This is a genomic window from Nakamurella multipartita DSM 44233 (assembly GCF_000024365.1).
GTDB classification, from domain to species: domain Bacteria; phylum Actinomycetota; class Actinomycetes; order Mycobacteriales; family Nakamurellaceae; genus Nakamurella; species Nakamurella multipartita.
The window spans coordinates 4,418,132-4,442,828 of sequence record NC_013235.1; the positions used below are offsets into that span (position 1 = coordinate 4,418,132).

The following is a 24,697-nucleotide window of genomic DNA, read 5'->3' on the forward strand; positions in this document are numbered from 1 at the left end:
GGTTACAGTGACGGTCCGCATCGGGTCAGCCGGCCCGCCCGCCGGCGGCGCCCGGCCGCGCCCGGATCAGGAGGTTCCATGACGTCACGCCACGGCTCGGGGTCCGGCGGGGCACGCATCGCCCCGTGGATCATCGTCGCCGTCGTCAGCGTCGTCGTGATCGCCGGCGCGGTGACCGCCTACGTCTTCATCACCCGGGACAACAAGGCCGCCGCCACCTGTACCAGCCAGGTCGTGCTCGAGGTCGTGGCCGCCCCCGGCGCGGCGCCGGCCATCGAGGCCGCGGCCGCCGCGTTCGACGCCACCAATCCGGTCGCCCGATCGGCCTGCGTCACCACCGACGTGACCGCGGCGCCCGGGTCGCAGACCGCCAGCGACCTGGCCGACGGGTGGACCGCCCAGCCGAGCCAGGGGCCGGCGCTGTGGTTCCCGGACAGCGCCGCCGATCTGGCCACCCTGGAGACCCAGGACTCGGCGATGACAGCCGGCCGCAACCCGGCGCCGATGGCCGCGTCACCGGTCGTGCTGGCCGTGCGCAGCACGGACGCGGCCGCGGTGACCGCCGCCAACCTGCAGTGGAAGGACCTGATCACCGCCGCCGGACCCACCGGATCGGTGACCCTGCCCGACGGCGGCAAGCTGATCCTGGCCTTGCCCGATCCCACCACCAACCGCGCCACCAGTGACGCGCTGCAGTCGGTCCTGGCCGGGACGACGTCGGCGACCATCGACCCGTCGGTGGTCGCGGCGAACGCCCCCGCCCTGGCCGGGCTGGCCGCCGGTGGGCCAGCCGTCCCGCCGGCCACCACCCTGGACGCGTTGGCCGACCTGCAGGCCGGCAACGCAGGTTTCGCCGCCGTGCCGATCGTGGCGTCCGAGTTCGCCCAACTGGCCGAGCAGAATCCCGGGTTGACCACGGTGAGCCTGGGCGGTCCGACCGGAGGTGACCAGATCTTCGGCGTGCCGATCACCGCCAGCTGGGTCAACCCGACCATGGACGACGCGGCCAGCGCGTTCCTGGCCTACCTGCGAGGACCGGCCGGAGCGCAGGTGCTGACCGACCAGGATCTGGCCGCCGCCTCCGCCGTCTCCCTGGCCGATGCCGGGGCGTCGGTCGACGCGGCCCTGGCCAGCGCCATCGGCAGCCCCGGCGCGACCGGCGCCGCGCCCACCGCCGACGGCACCGCGCCCGCGACGGCAACCCCGGGGCCGTCCGGTGCCCCGACCTCGGGCGCATCCACCCCCACCACGACCACGACCACGACCACGGGATCCTGACCGCACCGGGTCGGCGCCCGTGATCACGCCGGGGCGGACTACCCCGTAGTCAGCGGGAGGGGCGCGTCACCCAGGCCGAGCAGGGTCGCGGTCAGCCGCTCCGGTCCGGCGACCCGCACCCGGCAAGTGGCGGCGGCACCCGTGCCGACCACCCCGACCGCCAGCCGGCCGGACCCGGTGGGATCACTCATCGCCGTGAGCCGCGCCGCCAGGGCGCGGCAACCGGCGTCGGTCGGCGTCACCCCGCTCGGCGCGGTCCCCAGCAGCTGCTCGCGGTGCGGCAGCTGGCAGGACACCTGCTGCTCCGGCAGGTCACCGGAACGGCAGGAACCGAAGGGGGCGGGCGCCGCGGTGTCCGCGAGCGAGCCGAGGTAGGAGCCCCGGTACGGCTCCAGCCCCGGGGCCAGGACGACGCACACCGCCCAGCCGTCCGCGCCGGGCCCGCTGACCACGGCGAGGAAGCGCTGGACCACGGCCGGCGTCCACTCCCCGTCGGCGGCGGCCGCCTGCCACCGCAGATGCTCCCGGTAGGTGACGCCCACGTCCGTGCACCACCGCGCCGCCCCGGCCGTCCGGGTCGCCTGATCGGGGCCGGGCGGATCGCGGCGCAGCGCCGCCACTTCGCCCAGATGGGTTCCGCCGCAGCCGGCGAACATCGCGGACGAGCCGTCGACGACCGCCGCGCTCGGTCCGACGACCATCGGCACCAGGGTCGGCGTCGGGCCGGTCAGCGCGGCCAGGCAATCGCCGACGGCCGGCACCACGACGGTGCGGGCGAGCACCGCCGTCCCGGCCACCCGCTGCCCCTCCCGGCGGCTGGCGATCGGCACACCGAGCACCACGGCCAGCACCAACACCGCGCCCAGCAGCCGGCGGGCGGCGGGCCGGCCGGTCACGGCGCGAACGGCAGCGGCCCGTCACCGACGCCGGTGACCAGCCCGACGAGCGCCTGTCCCGGTGCCGCCGTCACGAAACAGCCGAGGGTGGAAGGGTTTGCGCCCCAGCCGGGGGCGATGCGGCCGAGCCGGTCGGCGACGAAGGTCAGCTGGCCTCCCCGCGCCGGATCGGCGGTCTGCATCACCCGGGCCGCCACCCGCCGGCAGGAGGAGACGATGTCGGCGTCCGCGGCCGACCCGTCGGGCCCGGTCCAGCCCGTCGCCAGCAGCTGCGCCGTGTGCGCTCGCGCGCACTCCCCCGGGCCGGCGAGCAGCCCCGTCGACGCCGTGGTCCAGCACGATCCGAAGCCGATCGGCAGCGCGCCGATGCCGAACGCGCCGGCCAGGCTGCCCCGGTACTGCTGCCCGCCCGCCGGACCGACCACGCACGCCGCCCAGGTGCGGCCGGCGCGACGCTCCAGGTCGGTCGGCGTGATCAGATACGCCTGGAAGGCCAGGGTCGGCCGCCAGGACACCGGTTCCACCAGCCAGGGTTCGGCCGCCCCGTGGGACGTGGCGTCCAGGGTGAGGGAGGCATATTGCGCCAGCGGCGGGTAGCAGGGCCCGGCCCGACGCGAGCGCGGCGCCTGGGCCAACGCCTGCTCGTCCGGCCAGAACCCCACGACCTCGCCGGCGATCGCGCCGCGACAGGATCCCAGCTGCACCTGCTCCATCGGCACCGGCTGCTCCAGGCCCGCCGTGGTCGCCCCGGCGGGCAACGCAGCGACGCAGTCACCGACCGCGGGCGGTGCGGGGAGCGCGACCGGCTCGGCGGTGCCCGGAAGGCGGAGTCCGGACAGCACCGGAATGATCATCACCGCCGTGAAGGCGGCGACGACCACGGCCACACCGACCAGGCGCCGGTCCATCCGACCACCGTAACCGCACCGTGATCGGGCGGCCCGAGGGCGAACCCCGGGACCGGCCCGAGCCGGACGTCAGGCCCGGCCGGCTCAGGCGTAGGCCTCCGGCGCCGGGCAGGAACAGACGAGGTTGCGGTCACCGAAGGCCCCATCGATCCGGCCGACCGGTGGGAAGTACTTGTGGGCGGCCGAGACACCGGCCGGGAAGACCGCCTCGGCCCGCGAGTACGGGTGCGGCCAGTCCTCGACCAGCGAGGCCGCGGTGTGCGGGGCCCCGCGCAGCGGGTTGTCGGTCGCCGGCCAGTCCCCCGCGCCGACCCGGTCGATCTCGGCCTTGATCGCGATCATCGCGTCGCAGAACCGGTCGATCTCGGCCAGGTCCTCGCTCTCGGTCGGCTCGACCATCAACGTGCCGGCGACCGGGAACGACATGGTCGGCGCGTGGAACCCGTAGTCGGCCAGCCGCTTGGCCACGTCGTCGACGGTCACGCCGGTGGCCGAGGTGATCGGCCGCAGGTCCAGGATGCACTCGTGGGCGACGAACCCGCCCGCCCCGGTGTAGAGCACCGGGTAGTGCTCGTCGAGCCGGCGGGCGATGTAGTTGGCCGCGGCCACCGCGGTCAGGGTGGCCCGGCGCAGGCCGGCCGCGCCCATCATCCGCACGTAGGCCCAGCTGATCGGCAGGATCGACGCCGAGCCCCAGGGAGCGGCGGCGATCGCGCCGATCCCGGTGTCCGGGCCGGCGGCGGGAGCCAGCGGATGGTTGGGCAGGAACGGTGCCAGGTGCGCGGCCACCGCGACCGGCCCGACCCCGGGCCCGCCGCCGCCGTGCGGGATGCAGAACGTCTTGTGCAGGTTCAGGTGCGAGACGTCCCCGCCGAAGACCCCCGGCCGGGCCACCCCGACCAGCGCGTTGAGGTTGGCCCCGTCCACGTACACCTGCCCGCCGGCGGCGTGCACCAGTTCGGCCAGCTCGGTGATCGTGTCCTCGTAGACCCCGTGGGTCGAGGGGTAGGTCACCATGATCGCGGCGAGCTGGGCGGCGTGCTGGTCGATCTTGGCCCGCAGGTCGGCCATGTCGATGTCGCCGGTGGTCGCGGTCTTGACCACCACCACCTTCATGCCGGCCATCACCGCGCTGGCCGCGTTGGTGCCGTGCGCGCTGGCCGGGATGAGGCAGACCGTCCGGTCCTGCTCGCCGCGGGAACGGTGGTAGGCGCGGATCGCCAGCAGCCCGGCCAGCTCGCCCTGCGACCCGGCGTTGGGCTGCAACGACACGGCCGCGTACCCGGTGATCTCGCACAGCCAGGCCGATAGCTGCTCGATCAGGTCGAGGTACCCGGCGGCGTCCTCGACGGGAGCGAACGGGTGGATGCCGGCGAACTCCGGCCAGGTCACCGCCTCCATCTCGGTGGTGGCGTTGAGCTTCATCGTGCACGAGCCCAGCGGGATCATCGACCGGTCCAGGGCCAGATCCATGTCCGAGAGCCGGCGCAGGTAGCGCAGCATCGCGGTCTCGCTGCGATGGGCGTGGAACACCGGATGGGTCAGGTACTCGGAGGTGCGCGCGGCCCAGCCGGGCAGCGAGGCGGTGGCGGCCTCCCCGCTGGACAACCCGGCGGCCACACCGAACGCCTCGACGACCGCGGTCAGGTGCGCCCCGGTGGTCGACTCGGAGACGCTGATCTGCACCGCGTCCTCGCCGTCGGCCCACAGGTTGATACCACGGTCCCGGGCGGCCGCCACCACCTCGCGGGCCCGGCCCGGGACGATCGCGCGCACCGTGTCGAAGAACAGCGCATGCTCGACCGTCACGCCACCCTGCTCGAGCAGCGCGGCCAGCACCAGGGCATCGGTGCGGATGCGCTCGGTGATCCGCCGGAGCCCGTCGGGACCGTGGTAGACCGCGTACATCGAGGCCATCACGGCCAGCAGCACCTGTGCGGTGCAGATGTTGCTGGTTGCCTTCTCCCGCCGGATGTGCTGCTCGCGGGTCTGCAGGGCCAACCGGAACGCGGTGGTGCCATGGGCGTCATGCGAGACCCCGACCAACCGGCCGGGCAGCTGGCGCTGGATGTCGGCGCGGACCGCGATGAACCCGGCGTGCGGGCCACCGAAGCCCAGCGGCACCCCGAAGCGTTGCGCGGACCCGACGGCGACGTCGGCGCCGATCTCGCCGGGCGGGGTGAGCAGGGTCAGCGCGAGCAGGTCGGTGGCCACGGCCACCTTGGCCTCCCGCTGGTGCGCGGCCTCGATCAGCTCCCGGTGGTCCCGCACCGCCCCGGAGGCGCCCGGGTAGGACAGCAGCAGGCCGAAGAAGTCCCCGACCGGCAGCGCCTCGACGCCGGCCGACAGATCGGCGACGACCACCTCGATGCCGATCGGCTCGGCCCGGGTGCGCACGACGGCCAGCGTCTGCGGCAGGGTGTCGGCGTCGACCACGAAGCGGTTCGACTTGGCCCGGGCGGTGCGCTTGATCAGCGTCATCGCCTCGGCCGCGGCGGTGCCCTCGTCGAGCATGGAGGCGTTGGCGATGTCCAGGCCGGTCAGGTCGGCGACCGCAGTCTGGAAGTTCAGCAGCGCCTCCAGCCGGCCCTGCGAGATCTCCGGCTGGTACGGGGTGTACGCGGTGTACCAGGCCGGGTTCTCCAGCACGTTGCGCTTGATCACCCCGGGGGTGATCGTGTCGTGGTAGCCCAGGCCGATCATCTGCACCATCGGCCGGTTCCTGGCGGCCAGGCCGCGCAGTTCGGCCAGGGCCTGCACCTCGGAGGCCGGTTCGGGCAGCTCGAGCGGGCGGCCGGTGCGGATGGTCGCCGGGACGGCCGCCGATTCCAGCGCATCCAGGTCCGACTGGTCGAGCAGGTCCAGGATGCGGCGCAGCCCGTCCGCGTCGGGACCGATGTGCCGGTCTGCGAACGTCGCGCTGGTGCCGGTTGCCGCCGAGGACGTCATCGAAGTCACCTTCCGTTGGGCCGAGAAATCCGGCTCCCCCTCAGTCACCCGGCACGTCGGTCGGGTTCCAGAGGCGTCTCACCCCGGCGGTTCGGTGGCCTGAGAGATTGGCGGGGAGGCTTGCTCCTTCGGCGGCCCGGCACCCGCTTGGGGCGACCGGACACTCTCCCGCGGGGGGTCGGTGACGCGTCCGAGACTACCAGCGGGCGGGCGCCCGCTACCCCGGCCGGCGGCCGGGGACGGGCCCTCAGGCGCGGTGCGGATGGGCGACCAGGCGGCGGACCCGGGCGGCCAGGTCGGTGCGCACCGACACTCCGGCCGAGTGGGCGGCGAACGCGGCCGCCCCGGCCGCGGCCAGCAGGCAGATCAGCCCGGAGATGATCAGGGCGGCCGGCGCCCCCCACTGCTGGGTGATGGCCCCGACGATCGGCGCGCCGATCGGCGTGCCGCCCATGAAGACCAGCATGTACAGGCTCATCACCCGGCCGCGCAGCTCCGGCTCGCTGGACAGCTGCACGGTGGCGTTGCCCAAGGTGTTGAAGGTGACCGAGACGAACCCGACGACGACCAGCAGCAGCAGGAACGGCCAGAACCAGGGGGTCAGGCCGAGCACGATCAGGCCGAGCCCGAAGCTGCCGGCGGCCAGGAACAGCACGGCCAGGTTGGCCGAGGTGCGCCGGGCCGCGAAGAGCGCGCCGACCACCGAGCCGGCGGCCATCGCGGTGTTGAGCAGCCCGTACAGGTCGGCACCGGACTGGAAGATGTTCTGGGTGTAGGCGGACAGGATGATCGCGAAGTTGTAGCCGAACGTGCCGATGAAGAAGACCAGCACGATCGGCCAGAGCAGAATCGGGTTGCTGCGCACGTACCGCAGCCCCTCACGCAGCTGGCCAGGAGCCCGGTCGGCGTGCGGCAGGTGCTGCAGCTCGGCCGGTCGCATCAACAGCAGCGCGGTGAGCACGGCGGCGAAGCTGGCCGCGTTGAACGCGAACGCCCAACCGGTGCCGACCGCCGCGATCAGCACGCCGGCCACTGCCGGGCCGAGCATCCGGCCGAGTTGGAAGTTGCCCGAGTTGAGCCCGACCGCGTTGCGGACCAGGTGGGTGGGCACCATCTCGTTGACGAACGTCTGCCGGGTCGGGTTGTCCACCACGGTGGCCAGCCCCAGGCCCAGGGCGATCAGGTACACCTGCCAGACCTGCACGACTCCGGCCAGGGTCAGCCCGGCCAGCAGGACGGCGAGCACGCCCATCGACGACTGGGTGAGCAGCAGCAGCCGGCGCTTGGGGTAGCGATCGGCGATCAGGCCGCCCCACAGTCCGAACACCAGCATCGGCAGGAACTGCAGCGCGGTGGTGATGCCGACCGCCAGCGGCGAGTGGGTCAGCTCCAGCACCAGCCAGTCCTGGGCGATTCGCTGCATCCAGGTGCCGGTGTTGGACACGATCTGGCCGGCGAAGAACAGCCGGTAGTTGCGGACCCGCAGGGCCGCGAAGGTGCCCATCCGCGCCGGTGCGGCGGGCTCGCCCGCCGTGGCCGACGTGGGCGTCGGGGCGTTGGTCAGGTCCTGGCTCACGGCAGGTCCGCCAGCCGTTGCAGGGCCGGCGCGGCGGCCAGCAAGGCCTGCCGATCGACCGGGTCGAGCTCGGCCAGGTGCGCGGCCAGCCACGCGGTCCGCTGCGCCCGGGTCTTGGCCACGAACGACTCCCCCGCCTCGGTCCGCGAGATCAGGCATTGCCGCCCGTCGGTCGGATGCGGGTCCCGGCGGACCAGGCCGCGCTCCTGCAGGCTCTCGATCACCTTGGTCATCGACGGCGGCTTCACGTGCTCGGCTCGGGCCAGCGCGCTGGGCGCCATCGGTCCGCACAGCCCGATCCGGCCCAGGACGGCCAGCTCGGTCGCCGACAGGTCGGCATCACCGGAGGTTTGGTAGCGCAGTCGACGACCCAGCCGGAGCACGGCGCCGCGCAGGGTGGCCACCGCCTCCTGGTCCAGTTCGTCGTCGGTCATGTTGTTAGTTTAACTCATTAGCTCAACGAAGGACAGTGAGCTGCCGCACCGTCGACGGCACGCGGGTTCGCGGACGAAAGCCGCGCCGACCCGGACGAAACGGGTCGGCCGACGCGGCTTTGATCAGCCCAGGGGGCGGTGACGCGAGGCAGTGCGGAGTGAGGAGGGGGTCAGCGGTCAGCCGGCGGTGCGCGCGCGGCGGCGCTCGGCCAGCTCGTCACGCTCGACCGGGACGACCCGGTCACCCTCGACGCGCTCCTGCGGGAACTCCGCGAGCGAGCCGGTGATTTCCTTCATGGTGCCGCCGACGGCGATGCCGAACACGCCCTGGCCGCCCTGCAACAGGTCGACGATCTCTTCGGGAGAGGTGCACTCGTACACCGTGGTGCCGTCGGAGAACAGGGTGACGCCGGCCAGGTCGTCCACCCCGCGGGCGCGCAGGTGCTCGACGGCGACGCGGATGTTCTGCAGCGAGACGCCGGTGTCCAGCAGCCGCTTGACCACTCGCAGAACCAGGATGTCCTTGAACGAGTAGAGCCGCTGGCTGCCCGAACCCTTGGCGCCGCGCACGGTCGGCACGACCAGATCGGTGCGGGCCCAGTAGTCGAGCTGGCGGTAGGTGATGCCGGCAGCGGTGCAGGCGGTCGGTCCGCGATAGCCGATGTGCTCGTCCGGCATCGAGGTGTTCGGGAACAGCGCGGCTTGCTCCTGCTCGACCATCCCGCCACCTCTCTGAAGATCCGGTCTGAAGATGTGATGAAACCGAAGACGAGTGCCAGGCGAACTACATCCACGTGACTCGTTGACGGTAGGCCCGCCCGCCCCCGGGGTCAACGTCCACGGCGGGCGTGTCCTCAACCTCAGCTTCAGGGTGACCGTTCCGTGATCAACGGCCGGGCCGCGCTCAGGGCTTCTGCTCGCCTCCGAAGTCGTCCGGGGAGACCGAATCGAGGAACTCGCGGAAGCGTTCGACCTCGTCCTCGGCGTCCTCGACCTCGGCCGGCTCGCCCTCGTCGGCGTCCTCGGCGTCGGGGATCACGATGCCGGCCTCGGCCAGGACCGACTCCTCGACGAAGACCGGGATCTCGATCCGCACGGCCAGGGCGATCGCATCCGAGGGCCGGGCCGAGACGGTGGTGCCGTTGTCGAAGGCCAGTTCGCCGAAGAAGGTGCCCTCGCGGAAGTCCACGACGCGCACCTGGGTGACCGACCGGCCGAGCGCGGCGATGACGTTGCCCAGCAGGTCGTGGGTCAGCGGCCGCGGGGGCCGCACCCCCTGCTGGTGCATGGCGATCGCGGTGGCCTCGGCGGAGCCGATCAGGATCGGCAGGCTGCGCGGACCGTTGACCTCGGTCAGCATGAGAATCGGCTGCTGGGTCGGCATTTCGACCCGGACGCCGACGATCCGCATCTCGATCATCTCGGTGTGCCTTTCTCCGTCACCTCGAAACGCTACACGTCCGGGCGGGTCGGCGACGGACTCCGGTCGGGTCCGGTCCCGGGCCGGCCGGGGCGGGCGGCCCGGCCGCCCTCAGCGACCGAGATCGCGGCGCAGACCGGCCTTGACCAGGCGGGAATGCAACCGCAGGATCGTCGAGGCCAACTGGGCCGCTTCCGCTCCGGCCCGTTCGCGGGCGTCCGGGTCCCGCTGATGGGCCTGGGCCGAGACGAGCTGGGTGATCAGGGTGGCCTCGCGGTCGGCGGCGGTGCGGAACGAGCGTAGGTGCCGGGCCTCCAGGCCGACGGCCAGCAGCTCGGCCGAGGTGGACGCGACATGGGCGGCGTCGGCGTCGAAGTACCCGCCGGGACCGGCGGACAGCAGCCCGAACTGCTCGAGTTCGGCCAGCGAGGTGGCCGTCAGACCCGAATGCGCGAGCAGCTCGTTGCGGGTCATCCGCACCTCGCGGCCGGCGGCCAGGTCCCGCGGCAGCGGGGTGTCCGACGAACCGTTGGCCGCGGGCAGCCGGGCCTGCGGCACCGCCGGCTCCAGGCCGCGGTCGATCGCGTCCAGGTGGTCCTTGATGACCTTGAGCGGCAGGTACTGGTCCCGCTGGGCGGCCAGCACGTAGCGCAGCCGGCTCACGTCCGCCGGGCTGAACTGCCGGTAGCCCGATGGTGTGCGATGCGGGGTCACCAGGCCCTCGGACTCCAGGAACCTGATCTTGGAGATCGAGACCTCGGGGAACTCCGGCTTGAGCCGGGTCATGACCGCGCCGATGGACAGGGTCGAGTTCGGGGGCATGTCGGGCTGTTCGGCTAGGGATGTCGTCATCGTGGGCTCACCCGGGCTCGGTCGCGATCAACTGGCCGGACCCGGGCAGCCGCGAGCGCTGGACGAGCAATCCCCCACCCCGACAACGCCGTCGGTCCGCTGCGCAGACCGGCCTGGTTCATGACCTGGTGTCGCCCTGGGCCTGATCGCCCGCCAGGAACACCAGCCGGAACTTGCCGATCTGCACTTCGTCGCCGTTGGTCAGCGGGGAGACCTCGATGGGTTCGCGGTTGACATAGGTGCCGTTCAACGAACCTATATCGGCGACCTCGTATCCCTCGGCCGTCCGCCGGAACTCGGCGTGTCGGCGGGAGACGGTCACGTCGTCCAGGAAGATGTCGCTCTCCGGGTGCCGGCCGGCCGTGATCTTGTCGCGATCCAGCAGGAACCGGGACCCCGCGTTGGGTCCGCGCTTGACGACGAGCAGCGCGGTGCCCGAGGAGAGCCCGTCGACCCCACCGATGACCTCATCGCCCGACTCGACCTCGGCCGCGCCGAACAACCCGCCGGCGAAGATCGACGTGGAGTCCGACGCCGCGGATGACGACGACGCGGGCGAATATCCAGGCCCGCGGTCACTCTCAGTCACCAGACACTCCTTCGTATCGCCGTGGCATCTGTGTGCCCGAACACGACGTAACAGTTCCCACGACCGTACCGTGCCGGCCCCCGGTGGCGCATCGCGGGCGCGGTCTGCGCCCACCCGGCGGCCGGAAAGTCCGCTGCGCCCACAGGTCTGGGCCGGCCGATCACTGCTGGCCGATCATTCCTCGCCGATGACCGCCGCGTAGCCGCCGGCGTCCAGCAGCTCGTCGAGCTGGGCCGGGTCGGTCAGCTCGATCTCGATCATCCAGCCGTCCCCGTACGGGTCGGAGTTGACCAGCTCCGGGGTCGCGTCCAGTACGTCGTTGCGGGCGACCACGGTGCCGGCCAGGGGCGCGAAGATCTCCGAGACCGACTTGGTCGACTCCACCTCGCCGATCGAATCGCCGGGCTCGACGGTGGTACCCGGCTCGGGCATCTGCACGAAGACGATGTCGCCCAGCGAGTTCTGGGCGTAGTCGGTGATGCCGACCCGGGCGACGGTCACCCCGTCGGTCGCCTCGCCCCCGTCCTGGGCGCGCACCCATTCGTGCTCGGAGCTGTACCGCAGGTCCTCAGGGATCACGTCAGGGGGCCTTTCCGCTGGTGCAGCGACCGCTGCCGCACAACTGTGCATCACCGATGGTCATGGAGCGGGGCGAGCGTAAAGCGGTTCGCGGGCCTGTCGCAAGGCGTCGACGACGACGCTGTCGGCCTGCGTGACCTCCATCGTGCCGCCCGCCCGGCGGACCGTGTCCAGCACCCCGCCCGGAATCGCCAGCGCCGCGGCCAGCGTGGGCGGATCGCCGATCGCGGTGATCGTGTACGGGGCGGTCAGCCCGGTGCCGTCCAGGCTGACGGACCCGCCGGAGCCGGTGAACGCCGAATCGACGCCGATCCGCACGGTACCGACCTGGAACGCCTCGGCGCCGGCGTTGCGCAGCTCCTGGATGGCGTCCAGCAGCACCTCCGGGGTCACCCGGCGGTCGGGGTCGGTGATGGAGATGCTCACCCCGGGCCCGGTGGCCGGGACGGTGCCGGTCAGGATGCCCAGCGCCTGGGCCTGGCGCTGCGCCTCGGCCAGGGCCTCCTCGCTGGACTGCCCGCTGCGCTGCAGCCGGGCCAGGCTGTCCTGCAGCCCGGCGATCTCGGTGTTCAGGTCGTCCTCGCGACGCTGCAGCTCGTCCAGGATCTGCACCAGGTCGTCCGGGCGGGCCGTGGCCAGGGCGTCGCCGGAGGCGGTGCGCTGCACCTGCAGCACGACCGCGAAGCCCAGCAGCGCGCACAGCGCGGCGATCAGCAGGTGCGCGCCGGCCCCGCTCCACCGCCCGGGGGTGCGCGTCGGCGGGACGCCGGGACCGGGGCCCGGTTCCGGTTCGGGGCTCGCCGGCGGCGGCGCCTGTGGCTCGCTCATGCCTTGAAGATGTGCCGGCGGATGGCCGCGGCATTGCCGAAGATGCGGATGCCGAGCACGACCACCACCGCCGTGGACAGCTGGGCGCCCACCCCCAGCTGGTCGCCCAGGAACACGATGAATGCCGCCACCAGCACGTTGGCCACGAACGAGACCACGAACACCTTGGCGTCGAAGATGTTGTCCAGCTTGGCCCGCAACCCGCCGAAGACGGCGTCCAACGCGGCGATCACGGCGATCGGCAGGTAGGGCGCGAGCCACTCGGGCACCGTCGGATGGACCAGCAGACCGGCCACCACACCGACGATCAGGGCTATGACCGCGTACATCTGTTCAGCTCCTCGGCGGACCTGTGCTCAGGTCGAGTCATCCGCATCCGGCTCAGCCGGTCGGGGTCGGGGGCGTGCTCAACGGCTGCGCAAGTCGCTGTTCCGGCGCGGTGCCCCCGGGCAACCGTAGGTCCGTCTGTGCGGACACGTCGAACTCTATGCCGTAGAGCTGGGCGAACGAGGAGAACCGCCCGCTCGACGGGCTGCTGATGAATTTCACCTGCATGGCCGAGGAATTCCCGATGGCCTCCACCGTCAGTGGCCAGAACACCGGCCGGTTGTCGACCAGGATCGCCCCACCGGCCTGCCGGATCGCGCTGCGCGTGTTGAGCCGGACCCCACCGATCGAGATCGCCTCCGCGCCGGCCGCCCACAGGTCGTTGACCAGCAGTTGCAGGTCCCGGTCGAGGATGACGGCGTTGGTCTGCCCCTGGCCGGCCGGCGGCTGGTTGAGCACCAGGCGCAGCCCCGGTCCGGTGACCGGGGTCAGCTGGCCCTGGTTCTCCAGCCGGGTGACCTCGGCGACCGGTCCGGCCGCGCCGGCCGCGGCCTGACTGGCCCGCAGCTGTTCGGCCAGGTCGGTGGCGGCCGACTCCATCGCCGACTGCCGCTCCTGCGCCCGGTCGATGTCCTCGCGCAGGGCCATCCGGGTGTTCTCGGCCCGGGTCTGGTTGCTCTCCGTCCGGGACGCGGCGACGCCCAGCACCCCACCTGCCACTACGCATCCGACCACGACCAGGACCAGCCGCCGGGACGGTCGCCGGCCCGGACCGGGCGCCGGGCCGCCGGCCGCCGCGGCGCGCTTGCGTGCGGCCGCCTCGGCGTACCCGGGGTCGAGATGGTCGCGGTTCAGCGACTCCAGCAGCGGCGCGATCGGGTTGCGGGTCGGCGACCCGGCCGGCGGTGACGCGGGAGGCGGGGACGCGGGAGGCGAGGACTGGGGCGGGCTCATGCCGCGGGCCGGTACTTGGGGGCCAGCGGGCAGGTGCGGACGATCCAGACGACCTGGCGCAGGTAGATCGCCCCGGCCCACAGGTACATCACGGTGCCCCAGGCGATGAACGCGTAGGCGATCGGCAGGCACACCTGGCCGAGCGTGTACTGCTTGGTGCTCTGCCCCAGCAGCAGGAACGGCAGCCCGTAGAGCAGGCAGAAGGTGGCCGCCTTGCCCAGGTAGTGCACGGGCAGCGCGGTGTAGCCGTGCCGCTTGAGCACCGGCAGGGTGGCGGCCAGCAGCACGTCGCGGCCGATGATCAGCACGGCCACCCACCACGGGATGAAGCCCCGGACGACGAAGCCGACCAGGGCGGCCAGGATGTAGAGCCGGTCGGCGGCCGGGTCGAGCAGCTCACCCAGTCGGCTGTACTGATCGAGCAGCCGGGCCAGCTTGCCGTCGGCCCAGTCGGTGATGGCGCTGACCGCCAGGACGACCAGGGCCCATCCGTCGCTCTGCACGACCAGCAACAGGTACAGGAACAGCGGGACGCCGAGCAGCCGCAGGAACGAGAGCAGGTTGGGCACGGTCAGGATGCGATCCGCGCCCCGGGCCGGCGACGAGATGCCGTCCGTCACCCTGTCTCCCCACTCATTTGCGCGCGCACGATCTGGCGCGGGGCCGTGTCTCGGCCGGTGCGGGCGCCGCCGTCGGCGATCCGCCCCACACGCGTCCGGAGTCTACGGCGCCCCCGGGTCGAGATCGGCCCGCCGTCCGGGGCGGCGGCCGGGTGATCAGCCCACCATCCGCAGCAGCCCGTAGGCGGCGATCGTCGGGGCGTCGAAGATCTCGCCGTCGGCGATCATCCGACGGAACTCGTCCTCGGTGACGAAGGCGTGCACCATGTCGGCCTCGGTGAGTTCGCGGTCGGGCGGGCCCGGGGTCAGCTCGGTCGCGTGCCAGACGGCGAAGCCCTGCGAACAGAACCCGGTCGAACCGTGCAGCCGGCCGGTCAGGCAGCGCCACTGCCCCGCGGTCAGCCCCGTCTCCTCCAGCAACTCCTGGCGGGCCAGCTGCTCGGGGTCGCCGGACTTGCCGACCGCCCAACCGCCCATCGGGAACTCCCACGAGCGGCGACCGACGGCATGCCGGAACTGCTCGACCAGGTGGAACCCGCCGTTCTCCTCCGGGATGATCAGCGCGTAATCGGCCTTCTCCACCACGCCGTAGATGCCGGTGGAACCGTCGGCCAGCACCAGGGTGTCTTCGCGCACGCTGAGCCACGGATTGCGGTAGGCCACCCGCGTACCGAGCCGGACCGGCGGCTGGATCGATTCGGAAACCATGGCTGCAGTATCTCCCGACAATCCGGGTCAGCCCGGTTTCGCCCCGCCGACGCTCTACGCTGAGCCGCGATGACCCCTACCCCGCCCTTCGCGCACGTCGGCGGCCTGCTGGCGACCGAGCTGGAGCAGGTGGCGGACCTGGCCGCCGATCCGTCGGTGCTGGACCGCGGTTGGTGGGTGGTGGTCGGCACGTTCGAGGGCGAGCTGACCGGGTACCGGTTCGGCCGGGTCCGCCCGGCCGAACTGCCGGCGCCGACCGGTCGCTGGCCGGGTCCGGCGGCCGACCAGTGGCACTCCAGCCTGGACCGGGCCGCCTACCAGGACGGGGTCCGCCGCATCCGCGCCTTCATCGCCGCCGGCGATGTCTACCAGGTCAATCTCTGTCGGCTGGTGCGGGCGCCGTTGGCCGCCGACGCGGACCCGCTGGTGCTGGCCCACCGGCTGGCCGCCGGCAACCCGGCCCCCTGGTCCGGGCTGCTGCACCTGGGCTCGTCCTGGATCGTCAGCGCCTCCCCCGAGCTGTTCCTGGCCCGGGACGGCGACCGGCTCGCCTCGTCGCCGATCAAGGGCACCACCCGTCCGGGGGAACCGTTCGCGGACAAGGACTTCCCCGAGAACATCATGATCACCGACCTGGTCCGCAACGACCTGGGCCGGATCGCCCGGCCGGGTTCGGTGGTGGTCACCGAACTGCTGGCCCGGCAGGAGCATCCCGGATTGGCCCACCTGGTCTCGACGGTGACCGCCCGGCTGGCCGACGGCGTCGGCTGGGGGCAGATCCTGCCGGCCACCTTCCCGCCCGGGTCGGTGACGGGCGCGCCGAAGATCCGCGCGCTGGAGGTGATCGCCGAACTGGAGCCCGTGCCCCGGCAGGTCTACTGCGGCGCCTTCGGCTTCGTCGACGGCGAGCACCGGCGGGCCCGGCTGGCGGTGGCCATCCGGACGTTCTTCGCCACCACCGACGCGGCCCCCGGTCACCGGCCGGTCGCGGGGTCCGGGACGCTGCACTTCGGCACCGGCGCCGGCATCACCTGGGCCTCGGACCCGGCGGCCGAATGGGCCGAGACCGAGCTCAAGGCGGCCCGGTTGATCGGGCTCACCGGCGCGGCGCCGACCACCCCGGATCCCGGCCGGTCAGCCCCAGCACCTGATCCAGCGCCGACGCGGTCGGCGGCACCGCGATGATCGGCCCGAAGATCGTCCCGCGGGTCGCCGGGTCGGCCCCGAACGAGGACACGAAGGCGTGCAGCGGGGGCAACAGGTCGGGTTCGACCTCGTAGGGCCGGCCGATCGCGACGGCCAGATCCCAGCCGTGCACCACGATCTCGTCCAACGCCACCAGGGCGGTGACCTCGCCGGGCATGCTCACCCCGCCGGCCTTGGACATCCCGGTCCAGGCGGCCGGGTCACGCCAGGCCGCGCCCAGGGCCACCAGGTCCGCGGGAATCCGGGTACGCCAGTCCGCCGGCAGCCGGGTGGCGGCCGGGTCGGGGGCACTGCTGGTCAGCGGGCCGTCGATCTTGCCGGCGGCGGCGGTGAAGGCCAGGGCCAGGCCGCCGATGTGGTCGAGCAGATCCCCGACGGCGTACTCGGGACACGGGGTCGGGTCGCCGAGGCGCTCGTCGGGCACCTGCTGCACGAGCCACCCGAGGGTGGTCGCGGCGGGCATCAGGTCCAGTGGGGTCATGACGGTGCTCCTCCGGTCGGTGGCGTGCTGAACCGACCGGAGGAAGCCCCGGAACTCATCGCCCGGGTCGGCGCCCGGGGGCGGCCGGGTCAGCCGCCGAGCACGGTCCCGTCCGGGATGGTGCCCGGGGAACCCTCGGCGGAGACCGCCGCCACCCCGACGGCCCGGACGTCCCGACCGAAGGTCCAGTCGCCCTTGACCGTGAGCTTCTCGCACTCGATCAGGGACGGGGCACCCTGCGGGAAGCGGGCGTCGAAGTCGCCGACCAGCTTGTAGGGCTTGTCCAGCTCGACCAGCGGGGCCGCGCTGCGCGACGGCGCCAACCGCACCTGCGCGCCGTCGACCAGTTCGTAGGCGTCCGACCGCAGCACCAGCAGGTCGCTGGTCGCCTTGACCGGCAGGAACCGGGAGCGGTCGACCTCGATGGCCGCGGCGCCCTCGAACACGCCGATGGCCGCGCCCATCGCGGTCTCGATCTGGATCACCTCGGGCGAGGACGGATCGGCCGGGTCCACGGTCTTGACGTTGCGGATGATCGGCAGCCCGAGCACCCCGTCGTTGGCCTGCAGGACGGCGTCGAGCGCGGCCAGGTCCAGCCACAGGTTGTTGGTGTTGAAGAACTTGTGCCGGTCGATGTCGCCGAACGCGTCCTCGTCCTCGGGCCGGGTCTGGGCCGACTCGCGCAGCACCAGCTGGCCGTCCGCCGCCCGGCGGGCCAGGTGGCCACCCTTGCGGTCGGCGGCGGTGCGCCGGCAGAACTCGGCCGCGAACGGGGCCCCGGACTGGGCGAACCAGGCGGCCAGCGCCGGGTCCGGGCGGGCGCCGAGGTTGTCCGCGTTGGACACGAACAGGTAGCGGTAACCCTTGTCCAGCAGCGCGCGGAGCAGGCCGCTGGCGTCCAGGGCGGTGTAGATGTCGCCGTGCCCGGGCGGGCACCATTCCAGGGTCGGGTCGGCCGGCCAGCTGACCGGGGTCAGATCGTCCGAGCGCAGCTTGGGCTCCCGGTTCTGCAGGAAGTCCAGCGGCAGCCCGTCGGTCGCCAGCCCGGGATGCGCGGCCAGGGCGGCCAGGGTGTCGTCCGAGGTGCGGAAGCTGTCCATGAACACGACCGGCAGGCCGACGCCGTACTCGGCCCGCAGCGCCAGGATCTGCTCGGCGATGATGTCCAGGAAGCTCTTGCCCGGCCGCACCTCCAGCAGCGACTTGGCCCGGTCCATGCCCATCGAGGTGCCCAGACCGCCGTTGAGCTTGACCACCGCGGTCGCCGCCATCGCGGCCCGGGCCGCCTCCGGATCGGTGTCCAGGTCGGCCAGCCGGGGCAGCTCGGCCACCGGCTCCAGGTCCGGCTCGGCCAGCAGCCCGGTCTCGCCGGAGGCCAGAATTCCGTATGAATGGGCAAAAACCGCAATTGCGCGGGGATGCACGCCGCCTTCCGCCATCAGGCGACGGGAAGATTCCAGTCCGTTACTGTCCATACGCAAATCGTAAAGTGGCCCGGCGCGGACCGCGCGCGCGACAACGCGCCCGCCGACCGGGGTCGACGGGCGCGTTGTCGCAGGTCAGCGGCCTGGTTGCTTACGCGAGGGCAGCATCCAGGGTGATAGTTGTCCCAGTGAGCGCCTTGGAGATCGGGCAGCCCGCCTTGGCCGCCTCGGCCGCCTTGAGGAACGCGTCGTTGTCCAGGCCGTCGACCTGGCCACGAACGGTGATCTTGATGCCGGTCAGCCGGAAACCGCCGGCCGGGTCCGGACCCAGCGTGACGTCGGCCTGGGTGACCAGGCTCTTGACGGTCCCGCCGGCGGTAGTCAGCTCGTTGGACAGGGCCATCGAGTAGCAGGACGAATGCGAGGCGGCAATGAGCTCCTCCGGGCTGGTGACGCCCTCGGCGTCATCGGCCGCGCGTCGCGGGAAAGAAACATCGAAGGTGCCGGTACCGGAGCTGGTCAGGGTGACCTGGCCAGACCCGTCCTGCAGGCCACCGCTCCATTGGGTGGTTGCCACGCGTGAGGGCATGTGTGCTCCTGTGGTGCTCGGGGCCCGCCCCGGACATGGGCGGGGCCGTCCTTGTCCGGTGGGCTCTTCCGCACCGGGGCGTCCGCCACCGTAGCCCAGGTCCGACGGGACCGACCGAACAGGCCGTCCGGACGGCCCGACGAACCGGACGACCAGGCCAAACAGGTTGATCCGACCCGCTCAGGCGGACGTCCGGACGACCATCTCGGGCGGGAAGACGACCGGCCCGCGGTCGGGCGGCTCCGGGTCGGTGAGCCACCGCTGCAGGATGCCGCCCGCCGTCCGGGCCATCGTGGCCACCGGGTTGATCACCGTCGTCAGCGGCGGGTCGGTGACGGCGGCGACCGCTGAGTCGTCGTAGCCGACGACGGCGATGTCGCCGGGCACGCTCCGCTCGGCCGCCCGCAGCACGGCCAGCGCGCCGGCGGCCATCAGATCCGAGGCCACGAACACCGCATCCAGGTCGGGCCGGCGGGCCAGCAGCCGCCGCATCGCCGCTGCGCCGCCCTCGGTGGTGAAGTCGCCGTACTCGACCGCGTCGGCCGGCAGCCCGGCCGCGGCCAGGGCCGATCGCCAGCCGGCCAGCCGGTCGTAGGCGGCGGTCATGTCCGCCGGGCCGGCGACCGTGCCGATGCGCCGGCGGCCCCGGGCGATCAGATGCTCGGTGGCCAGCTCGCCGCCCCGCCGGTTGTCGGTGTCCACGTAATGCAGCTGGTCCGGCAGGTTCCAGGGGCGGCCGACGAACACGCTGGGCATCCCCGAGGCGACCAGCACCCGCTCGATGTCGTCGGCCTGGTGGTGGGACACCACGACCGCGCCGTCGACGTGCCCGTGCCGCAGGTAGTGCACGGCCCGTTCCGGTGAGCCGGCCAGGCCGGCCATCAACAACACCAACTGCAGGTCGGAGTCGGCCAGAGCTTGGGACAGGCCCTGCACGGCGGCGGAGAAGAACGGGTCGGCCACCACCCGCTCGTCGGGCTCGGGCACCACCAGGGCGACCGCATTGGTCCGTTGGGTGACCAGGGTGCGAGCCGCCTGATTGGGGGTGAACCCGAGCTGGAGCACGGCCGCCTCGACCGCGGCCCGCGCGCGGGGGCTGACCTTGGCCTCGCCGTTGATCGCCCGGGACGCGGTGGACCGGGACACCCCGGCCGCGCTGGCCACGTCCTCGAGCGTGGGCGCGCCACGGCGCACGCCGACATCGTCGGCGGCCCCACCCGTCGCGCCCCGCATGGTCGCACAGTAGTGCTCACTCGCCCGTGCGCCGGCCAATGGCGTCGCCGATCCACCGATCGGGCACAATGATCGTCGCCGGTGACCGCGCCGCGCCGTCGGGAGGAGACCCAACCGTGTGGACCACGACCCTGATCATGGCCGCCTGCATCATCGTGCTGGGCGCGCTGGCCATGGCCGGCACCGACAGCTACAAGCGCCCGGTGACCGGAGTGCTGATGTACCTGATCCTGCCCGTGCTGGCCGCGGCCGGGTTCGTCACGCTGGCCAACCTGTCCGGCTGAGCTGGGCCGGCTGAGCCGGGCCGGCCCGGCAGGGCTCACCCGCCAGCGGCCAGCTCGCCCAGCCAGCCGGCCACGATGCCGGCCACCTCGTCGTAGCGGCGGGGGTCGTGCCCGCCCGGCAGCCACACCGTGGTCACCGGGCCGGGGATCGCCGCCAGTTCCCGCTCGAACTCCTGCGTGGTCCCGAACGGATCGCCCCGGCCGGACACCACCAGTACCGGCACCCGGATCTGACCGAAGTGCTCGGTGCGCAGCCGCTCCGGCTTGCCCGGCGGGTGCAGCGGATAGCTGAGCAGGACCAGCGCCGCCGCCGGCACCCCCTGGGCCACGGCCATCGAACACATCCGCCCGCCGTAGGAGCGTCCACCCAGCACCAGGGCCTGCGGCGCGATGCCCCAGCGGTCGACCAGCGCGGCCGCCTGCTCGGCCAGGTGGGCGATCGCCACCTCGGGCTTGTCGGGCATCCGGGAGCCCCGCAGCCGGTACGGGAAGTCGACCCGCTCGCAGGGCAACGGGGCGACCGCCTGCTCGACGGCGACCAACGTGCGTTGGTGCCGATCGGCCCCCGCGCCCGGAGTGAGCAGTAGCCCGCCGATGGACGGCCCGCGATCCGGCTGGGAGAAGTTCACCGCATCAGCCTGACCCATCCGCCACGCCTAGCACGAACTGACAGTCGATCAAAGCCGGACTAGTGTCACCAACATCACTCTCGCTTCGCCGACCGGGAGGTTCGATGACCGACTCCGCCCTGCAATCCCTGCAACGCTCCATCGACGAGTTGGCGTCCGCGGTCGCGGTGCTCTCGCACGCCCACGGCAAGATCCCGATCGTCGCCCGGCTGTGCAACGACCTGGAGCGGCTCAAGCTCGACGTCGCCGACGCCCAGGTGCTGCACACTCCGGCCGCGGTCGGCGTCCCCGCCGCGGCCACCATGTACACGGTCAGCGACGAGCCCTACGACCAGTCGATGTGGGGTGAGGACGCCGACCACGAAGGGGTCGGCGGGTACCACGGGAAGAGCCGTTGAGCGGCGTCAACACCCCGGGGCGGGCCCGCATCGCGGCCCGCACCCTCCGGACCGACCACTGGCGCCGGGCCCCGCTGGTCACCTTCCTCGGGCTGAGCCTGTTCGTGGTCTACGGCACGGTCCGGGCGTTCTGGGCGGTCAACTACTACGCCGCGCCGTACCTGTCGCCGTTCTACTCACCCTGCATCACCACCGCCTGCGTGCCCGAGGCCAGCGACTTCGGCCAGCCCATCGCCTGGTGGCCGCTGTCCCCCGCGCTGCTGATCCTGATCTTCCCGCTGGGTTTCCGGTTGACCTGCTACTACTACCGCAAGGCCTACTACCGCTCGTTCTGGCAGTCGCCGACGGCCTGTGCGGTGGCCGAACCGCACAAGCGGTACACCGGGGAGACGCAATTCCCGTTGATCATGCAGAACGTGCACCGGTATTTCTGGTACGTCGCGATGATCTTCGGCGTGATCTTGACCTACGACGCCATTCTCAGTTTCCGCAATCCGGCGGGCGACTGGGGCCACATGGGCCTGGGCACCGTGATCCTGCTGATCAACGCCGGACTGATCTGGCTCTACACCCTGTCCTGCCATTCCTGCCGGCACATCATGGGCGGCAAACTCAAGCATTTCTCCCGGCACCCGATCCGGTACAAGGCCTGGCAGCAGATCTCCAAGCTCAACGCCAAACACATGCAGTTGGCCTGGGTGTCGCTGATCTGGCTGGCGGTCACCGATTTCTACATCGTGCTGCTGGCCTCGGGAACCATCCATGACCTGCGGTTCTTCTGAGTTCTCGCTCGCCCGGCTCCCCGACCCCGCGCCAGGAGGCACCGTTTCGTGACCGACCTCGAAGAACACCGCTACGACGTGGTCATCGTCGGGGCCGGCGGCGCGGGCCTGCGGGCCGCGATCGCCGCCCGCGAGGCCGGCATGCGCACCGCAATCGTCTGCAAGTCGCTGTTCGGCAAGGCGCACACCGTGATGGCCGAGGGCGGCATCGCCGCGTCCATGGGCAACGCCAACTCCAAGGACAGCTGGCAGGTGCACTTCCGGGACACCATGCGGGGCGGGAAGTTCCTCAACCACCCGCGGATGGCCGAGCTGCACGCGCAGGAGGCGCCCGACCGGGTCTGGGAACTGGAGACCTACGGGGCGCTGTTCGACCGCACCCCGGACGGGCGGATCAGCCAGCGCAACTTCGGCGGCCACGAATACCCCCGGCTGGCCCACGTGGGCGACCGCACCGGACTGGAGCTGATCCGCACGCTGCAGCAGAAGATCGTCTCGCTGCGCCAGGACGAGGACAACGCGGCCACCGCGGCCGGCGGCGAGCCGCCGGCCGACGAGGACGCCGGGCTGCGAGTGTTCGCCGAGGTGACGATCACCGAGCTGCTGCGCGACGAGACCGGGGCGATCGCCGGGGCGTTCGGCTACCGCCGGGAAACCGGCACGTTCGTGGTGTTCCACGCGCCCGCGGTCATCCTGGCCACCGGCGGGATCGGCAAGTCGTTCAAGGTGACCAGCAATTCCTGGGAATACACCGGCGACGGCAACGCGCTGGCTCTGCGGGCCGGCTCGACCCTGGTGAACATGGAATTCATCCAGTTCCACCCGACCGGCATGGTGTGGCCGCCGTCGGTGAAAGGCATTCTGGTCACCGAATCGGTTCGCGGTGACGGCGGCGTGCTGCGCAATTCCGAGGGCAAGCGGTTCATGTTCGACTACGTGCCCGACGTGTTCCGGTCCAAATACGCCGAGACCGAGGAAGAGGCGGACGGCTGGTACAAAGACCCGGAGAATCATCGCCGGCCGCCGGAGCTGCTCCCCCGCGACGAGGTGGCCCGGGCGATCAACTCCGAGGTGAAGGCCGGCCGGCAGACCCCGCACGGCGGGGTGTTCCTGGACGTGTCGACCCGGCTGCCGGCCGAGGAGATCAAGCGCCGGCTGCCCTCGATGCACCACCAGTTCTCCGAGCTGGCCGACGTCGACATCACCAATGAGCCGATGGAGGTCGGCCCGACCTGCCACTACGTGATGGGTGGCATCCAGGTCGACCCGGACACCGCGGCGGCGGCCCGGGTGCCGGGCCTGTTCGCCTGCGGCGAGGTGGCCGGCGGCATGCACGGCTCGAACCGGCTCGGCGGCAACTCGCTGTCCGACCTGCTCGTCTTCGGCCGGCGGGCCGGCCTGGGCGCGGCGGAGTACGTCACCGGCCTCGGCGACGCGCTCCCGGTGCCGGCGGTGGGCTCGATCGAGGCGGCGGCCCGGTCCGCGCTCGCGCCGTTCGATCGCGAGGACGGGGAGAACCCGTACACCTTGCATCGGGAGCTGCAGCAGACGATGAACGACCTGGTCGGCATCATCCGCAAGGAATCTGAGATCGAACGAGCGATCCAGTCGCTGGCGGCGATGAAGCCGCGCGTCGCCGCGGTCAGCGTCGAGGGCCACCGCCAGTTCAACCCCGGCTGGCACCTGGCCCTGGACCTGGTCAACATGCTGCAGGTCAGCGAGTGCGTGGCCAAGGCCGCGCTGATCCGGCAGGAGAGCCGCGGCGGGCACACCCGTGACGACTACCCGCAGATGAGCGCGGACTGGCGCCGCCGCCTGCTGATCTGCGCGCTCGACGGCGCCGGCGGGGTGACGGTGCAGCCGGAGCCGATCACCCCGATCCGGCCCGACCTGCTCGCCCTGTTCGAGCGCTCCGAGCTGGCCAAGTACCTGACCGAGGACGAGCTGACCCCGTTGGACGAGCAGCAGGAGGCCGGACATGGGTCGTGACGCGCATTTCCGGGTCTGGCGGGGCGACGCCGCCGGCGGGGACCTGCAGGACTACACCGTCGAGGTGAACGAGGGTGAGGTGGTGCTGGACATCATCCACCGGCTGCAGGCCACCCAGGCCGGGGATCTGGCCGTCCGGTGGAACTGCAAGGCGGGCAAGTGCGGGTCGTGCAGCGCGGAGATCAACGGCCGGCCGCGGCTGCTGTGCATGACCCGGATGTCGATCTTCGATCCGGACGAGACGATCACGGTGACGCCGATGCGGGCGTTCCCGGTCATCCGCGACCTGGTCACCGACGTCTCGTTCAACTACCGCAAGGCCCGGCAGATCCCGGCCTTCGCCCCGCCACCCGACCTGGCCCCCGGCGAGTACCGGATGCAGCAGGTCGACGTCGAGCGGTCCCAGGAATTCCGCAAATGCATCGAATGCTTCCTGTGCCAGAACGTGTGCCACGTGGTCCGCGACCACGAGGAGAACAAGCCGGCGTTCGCCGGCCCGCGGTTCCTGATCCGGGCGGCCGAGCTGGACATGCACCCGCTGGACGCGCGGACCGACCGCCGCGAGTTCGCCCGCGAGCACCAGGGCATCGGGCTGTGCAACATCACCAAGTGCTGCACCGAGGTCTGCCCCGAGCACATCAAGATCACCGACAACGCGATCATCCCGATGAAGGAACGGGTCGTCGACCGGTCCTACGATCCCCTGGTCTGGTTGGGCAACAAGCTGTTCCGGCGCCGCCGGGACTGACTGTCCGTCCGTGCAC

At 72.2% G+C, this 24,697-nt stretch carries 27 protein-coding genes and 1 riboswitch; of the genes, 7 read left to right on the forward strand and 20 right to left on the reverse strand.

What is annotated here, in order from left to right; translation table 11 throughout:
- Positions 1-78 precede the first annotated feature (78 nt).
- A complete protein-coding gene (locus NAMU_RS19800) occupies positions 79-1,278 on the forward strand; it encodes a type 2 periplasmic-binding domain-containing protein (protein WP_015749118.1) in 1,200 nt (399 codons plus the stop codon).
- 38 nt (positions 1,279-1,316) lie between these two features.
- Here the strand turns inward: NAMU_RS19800 and NAMU_RS19805 are convergent, their stop codons facing one another.
- The 15 genes from NAMU_RS19805 to NAMU_RS19875 form a co-directional block, all read right to left on the reverse strand.
- Complete coding sequence (locus NAMU_RS19805) at positions 1,317-2,174, reverse strand: hypothetical protein (RefSeq protein WP_015749119.1); 858 nt, start codon at positions 2,172-2,174, stop codon at positions 1,317-1,319.
- Positions 2,171-3,082 carry a hypothetical protein gene (locus tag NAMU_RS19810; protein ID WP_015749120.1) on the reverse strand — a complete coding sequence of 304 codons (912 nt, stop codon included), beginning with the start codon at positions 3,080-3,082 and terminating at the stop codon, positions 2,171-2,173. The genes NAMU_RS19805 and NAMU_RS19810 overlap by 4 nt, the downstream gene beginning before the upstream one ends.
- A gap of 84 nt (positions 3,083-3,166) precedes the next feature.
- Entirely contained in the window at positions 3,167-6,031 is a 2,865-nt protein-coding gene (gene gcvP, locus NAMU_RS19815) for an aminomethyl-transferring glycine dehydrogenase (RefSeq protein ID WP_015749121.1), read from the reverse strand.
- A gap of 77 nt (positions 6,032-6,108) precedes the next feature.
- Positions 6,109-6,212, reverse strand: a riboswitch (glycine riboswitch).
- Between the two features lie 66 nt (positions 6,213-6,278).
- Complete coding sequence (locus NAMU_RS19820) at positions 6,279-7,607, reverse strand: MFS transporter (RefSeq protein WP_015749122.1); 1,329 nt, start codon at positions 7,605-7,607, stop codon at positions 6,279-6,281.
- Positions 7,604-8,041: a MarR family winged helix-turn-helix transcriptional regulator gene (locus NAMU_RS30625; RefSeq protein ID WP_015749123.1), complete on the reverse strand. Its 438-nt coding sequence runs from the start codon at positions 8,039-8,041 to the stop codon at positions 7,604-7,606. The genes NAMU_RS19820 and NAMU_RS30625 overlap by 4 nt, the downstream gene beginning before the upstream one ends.
- 177 nt (positions 8,042-8,218) lie before the next feature.
- Positions 8,219-8,761, reverse strand: coding sequence for a MerR family transcriptional regulator (locus tag NAMU_RS19830; RefSeq protein ID WP_015749124.1), 543 nt, complete (start codon positions 8,759-8,761; stop codon positions 8,219-8,221).
- A gap of 184 nt (positions 8,762-8,945) precedes the next feature.
- On the reverse strand, positions 8,946-9,461 hold the full coding sequence (locus NAMU_RS19835) for a bifunctional nuclease family protein (RefSeq protein WP_015749125.1): 516 nt from the start codon (positions 9,459-9,461) through the stop codon (positions 8,946-8,948).
- A 111-nt stretch (positions 9,462-9,572) separates the two neighbouring features.
- Positions 9,573-10,313: a transcriptional regulator FtsR gene (gene ftsR, locus NAMU_RS19840; protein WP_015749126.1), complete on the reverse strand. Its 741-nt coding sequence runs from the start codon at positions 10,311-10,313 to the stop codon at positions 9,573-9,575.
- A gap of 118 nt (positions 10,314-10,431) precedes the next feature.
- Positions 10,432-10,902: an FHA domain-containing protein gene (locus NAMU_RS19845; RefSeq protein WP_015749127.1), complete on the reverse strand. Its 471-nt coding sequence runs from the start codon at positions 10,900-10,902 to the stop codon at positions 10,432-10,434.
- Between the two features lie 174 nt (positions 10,903-11,076).
- Positions 11,077-11,481: a glycine cleavage system protein GcvH gene (gene gcvH, locus NAMU_RS19850; protein WP_015749128.1), complete on the reverse strand. Its 405-nt coding sequence runs from the start codon at positions 11,479-11,481 to the stop codon at positions 11,077-11,079.
- Positions 11,482-11,541: 60 nt separating this feature from the next.
- A complete protein-coding gene (locus tag NAMU_RS19855) occupies positions 11,542-12,309 on the reverse strand; it encodes a DUF881 domain-containing protein (protein ID WP_015749129.1) in 768 nt (255 codons plus the stop codon).
- The gene (locus NAMU_RS19860) at positions 12,306-12,638 is read right to left on the reverse strand and encodes a small basic family protein (RefSeq protein ID WP_015749130.1); all 333 of its coding nucleotides are present in this window, start codon (positions 12,636-12,638) and stop codon (positions 12,306-12,308) included. The genes NAMU_RS19855 and NAMU_RS19860 overlap by 4 nt, the downstream gene beginning before the upstream one ends.
- Positions 12,639-12,690: 52 nt before the next feature.
- Positions 12,691-13,590, reverse strand: a complete 900-nt coding sequence (locus tag NAMU_RS19865; RefSeq protein WP_015749131.1) for a DUF881 domain-containing protein — start codon at positions 13,588-13,590, stop codon at positions 12,691-12,693.
- A complete protein-coding gene (locus NAMU_RS19870) occupies positions 13,587-14,210 on the reverse strand; it encodes a CDP-alcohol phosphatidyltransferase family protein (RefSeq protein ID WP_015749132.1) in 624 nt (207 codons plus the stop codon). Before NAMU_RS19870 ends, NAMU_RS19865 begins: the two co-directional genes overlap by 4 nt.
- A gap of 156 nt (positions 14,211-14,366) precedes the next feature.
- Positions 14,367-14,918: an NUDIX domain-containing protein gene (locus NAMU_RS19875; RefSeq protein ID WP_015749133.1), complete on the reverse strand. Its 552-nt coding sequence runs from the start codon at positions 14,916-14,918 to the stop codon at positions 14,367-14,369.
- Positions 14,919-14,987: 69 nt separating this feature from the next.
- On the opposite strand from NAMU_RS19875, the gene NAMU_RS19880 reads away from it, so the two are divergent.
- Entirely contained in the window at positions 14,988-16,103 is a 1,116-nt protein-coding gene (locus NAMU_RS19880; RefSeq protein ID WP_015749134.1) for a chorismate-binding protein, read from the forward strand.
- On the opposite strand, the gene NAMU_RS28550 is transcribed toward NAMU_RS19880, so the two are convergent.
- From NAMU_RS28550 to NAMU_RS19900, 4 genes are all read right to left on the reverse strand, one after another.
- Positions 16,015-16,605 carry a TIGR03086 family metal-binding protein gene (locus NAMU_RS28550; protein ID WP_015749135.1) on the reverse strand — a complete coding sequence of 197 codons (591 nt, stop codon included), beginning with the start codon at positions 16,603-16,605 and terminating at the stop codon, positions 16,015-16,017. The genes NAMU_RS19880 and NAMU_RS28550 overlap by 89 nt on opposite strands.
- Positions 16,606-16,694: 89 nt before the next feature.
- A complete protein-coding gene (locus tag NAMU_RS19890; RefSeq protein WP_015749136.1) occupies positions 16,695-18,080 on the reverse strand; it encodes a UTP--glucose-1-phosphate uridylyltransferase in 1,386 nt (461 codons plus the stop codon).
- Between the two features lie 100 nt (positions 18,081-18,180).
- The gene (locus NAMU_RS19895) at positions 18,181-18,618 is read right to left on the reverse strand and encodes an OsmC family peroxiredoxin (RefSeq protein ID WP_015749137.1); all 438 of its coding nucleotides are present in this window, start codon (positions 18,616-18,618) and stop codon (positions 18,181-18,183) included.
- A gap of 180 nt (positions 18,619-18,798) precedes the next feature.
- Entirely contained in the window at positions 18,799-19,851 is a 1,053-nt protein-coding gene (locus tag NAMU_RS19900; RefSeq protein ID WP_015749138.1) for a LacI family DNA-binding transcriptional regulator, read from the reverse strand.
- A 116-nt stretch (positions 19,852-19,967) separates the two neighbouring features.
- Between NAMU_RS19900 and NAMU_RS30095 the strand changes: the two genes are divergently transcribed.
- Positions 19,968-20,135: a hypothetical protein gene (locus NAMU_RS30095; protein WP_015749139.1), complete on the forward strand. Its 168-nt coding sequence runs from the start codon at positions 19,968-19,970 to the stop codon at positions 20,133-20,135.
- Positions 20,136-20,170: 35 nt separating this feature from the next.
- Here NAMU_RS30095 and NAMU_RS19910 read toward each other — a convergent pair whose 3' ends face one another.
- Complete coding sequence (locus NAMU_RS19910) at positions 20,171-20,782, reverse strand: alpha/beta hydrolase family protein (protein ID WP_015749140.1); 612 nt, start codon at positions 20,780-20,782, stop codon at positions 20,171-20,173.
- Between the two features lie 86 nt (positions 20,783-20,868).
- Between NAMU_RS19910 and NAMU_RS19915 the strand changes: the two genes are divergently transcribed.
- The 4 genes from NAMU_RS19915 to NAMU_RS19930 are packed head-to-tail and all read left to right on the forward strand — an operon-like array spanning position 20,869 to position 24,681.
- Positions 20,869-21,162: a hypothetical protein gene (locus tag NAMU_RS19915; protein WP_015749141.1), complete on the forward strand. Its 294-nt coding sequence runs from the start codon at positions 20,869-20,871 to the stop codon at positions 21,160-21,162.
- Entirely contained in the window at positions 21,159-21,944 is a 786-nt protein-coding gene (locus NAMU_RS19920) for a hypothetical protein (protein ID WP_015749142.1), read from the forward strand. The genes NAMU_RS19915 and NAMU_RS19920 overlap by 4 nt, the downstream gene beginning before the upstream one ends.
- 48 nt (positions 21,945-21,992) lie before the next feature.
- Positions 21,993-23,933, forward strand: coding sequence for a fumarate reductase/succinate dehydrogenase flavoprotein subunit (locus NAMU_RS19925; protein WP_015749143.1), 1,941 nt, complete (start codon positions 21,993-21,995; stop codon positions 23,931-23,933).
- Positions 23,923-24,681: a succinate dehydrogenase/fumarate reductase iron-sulfur subunit gene (locus NAMU_RS19930; RefSeq protein WP_015749144.1), complete on the forward strand. Its 759-nt coding sequence runs from the start codon at positions 23,923-23,925 to the stop codon at positions 24,679-24,681. Before NAMU_RS19925 ends, NAMU_RS19930 begins: the two co-directional genes overlap by 11 nt.
- The last annotated feature ends 16 nt before the right edge of the window (positions 24,682-24,697 follow it).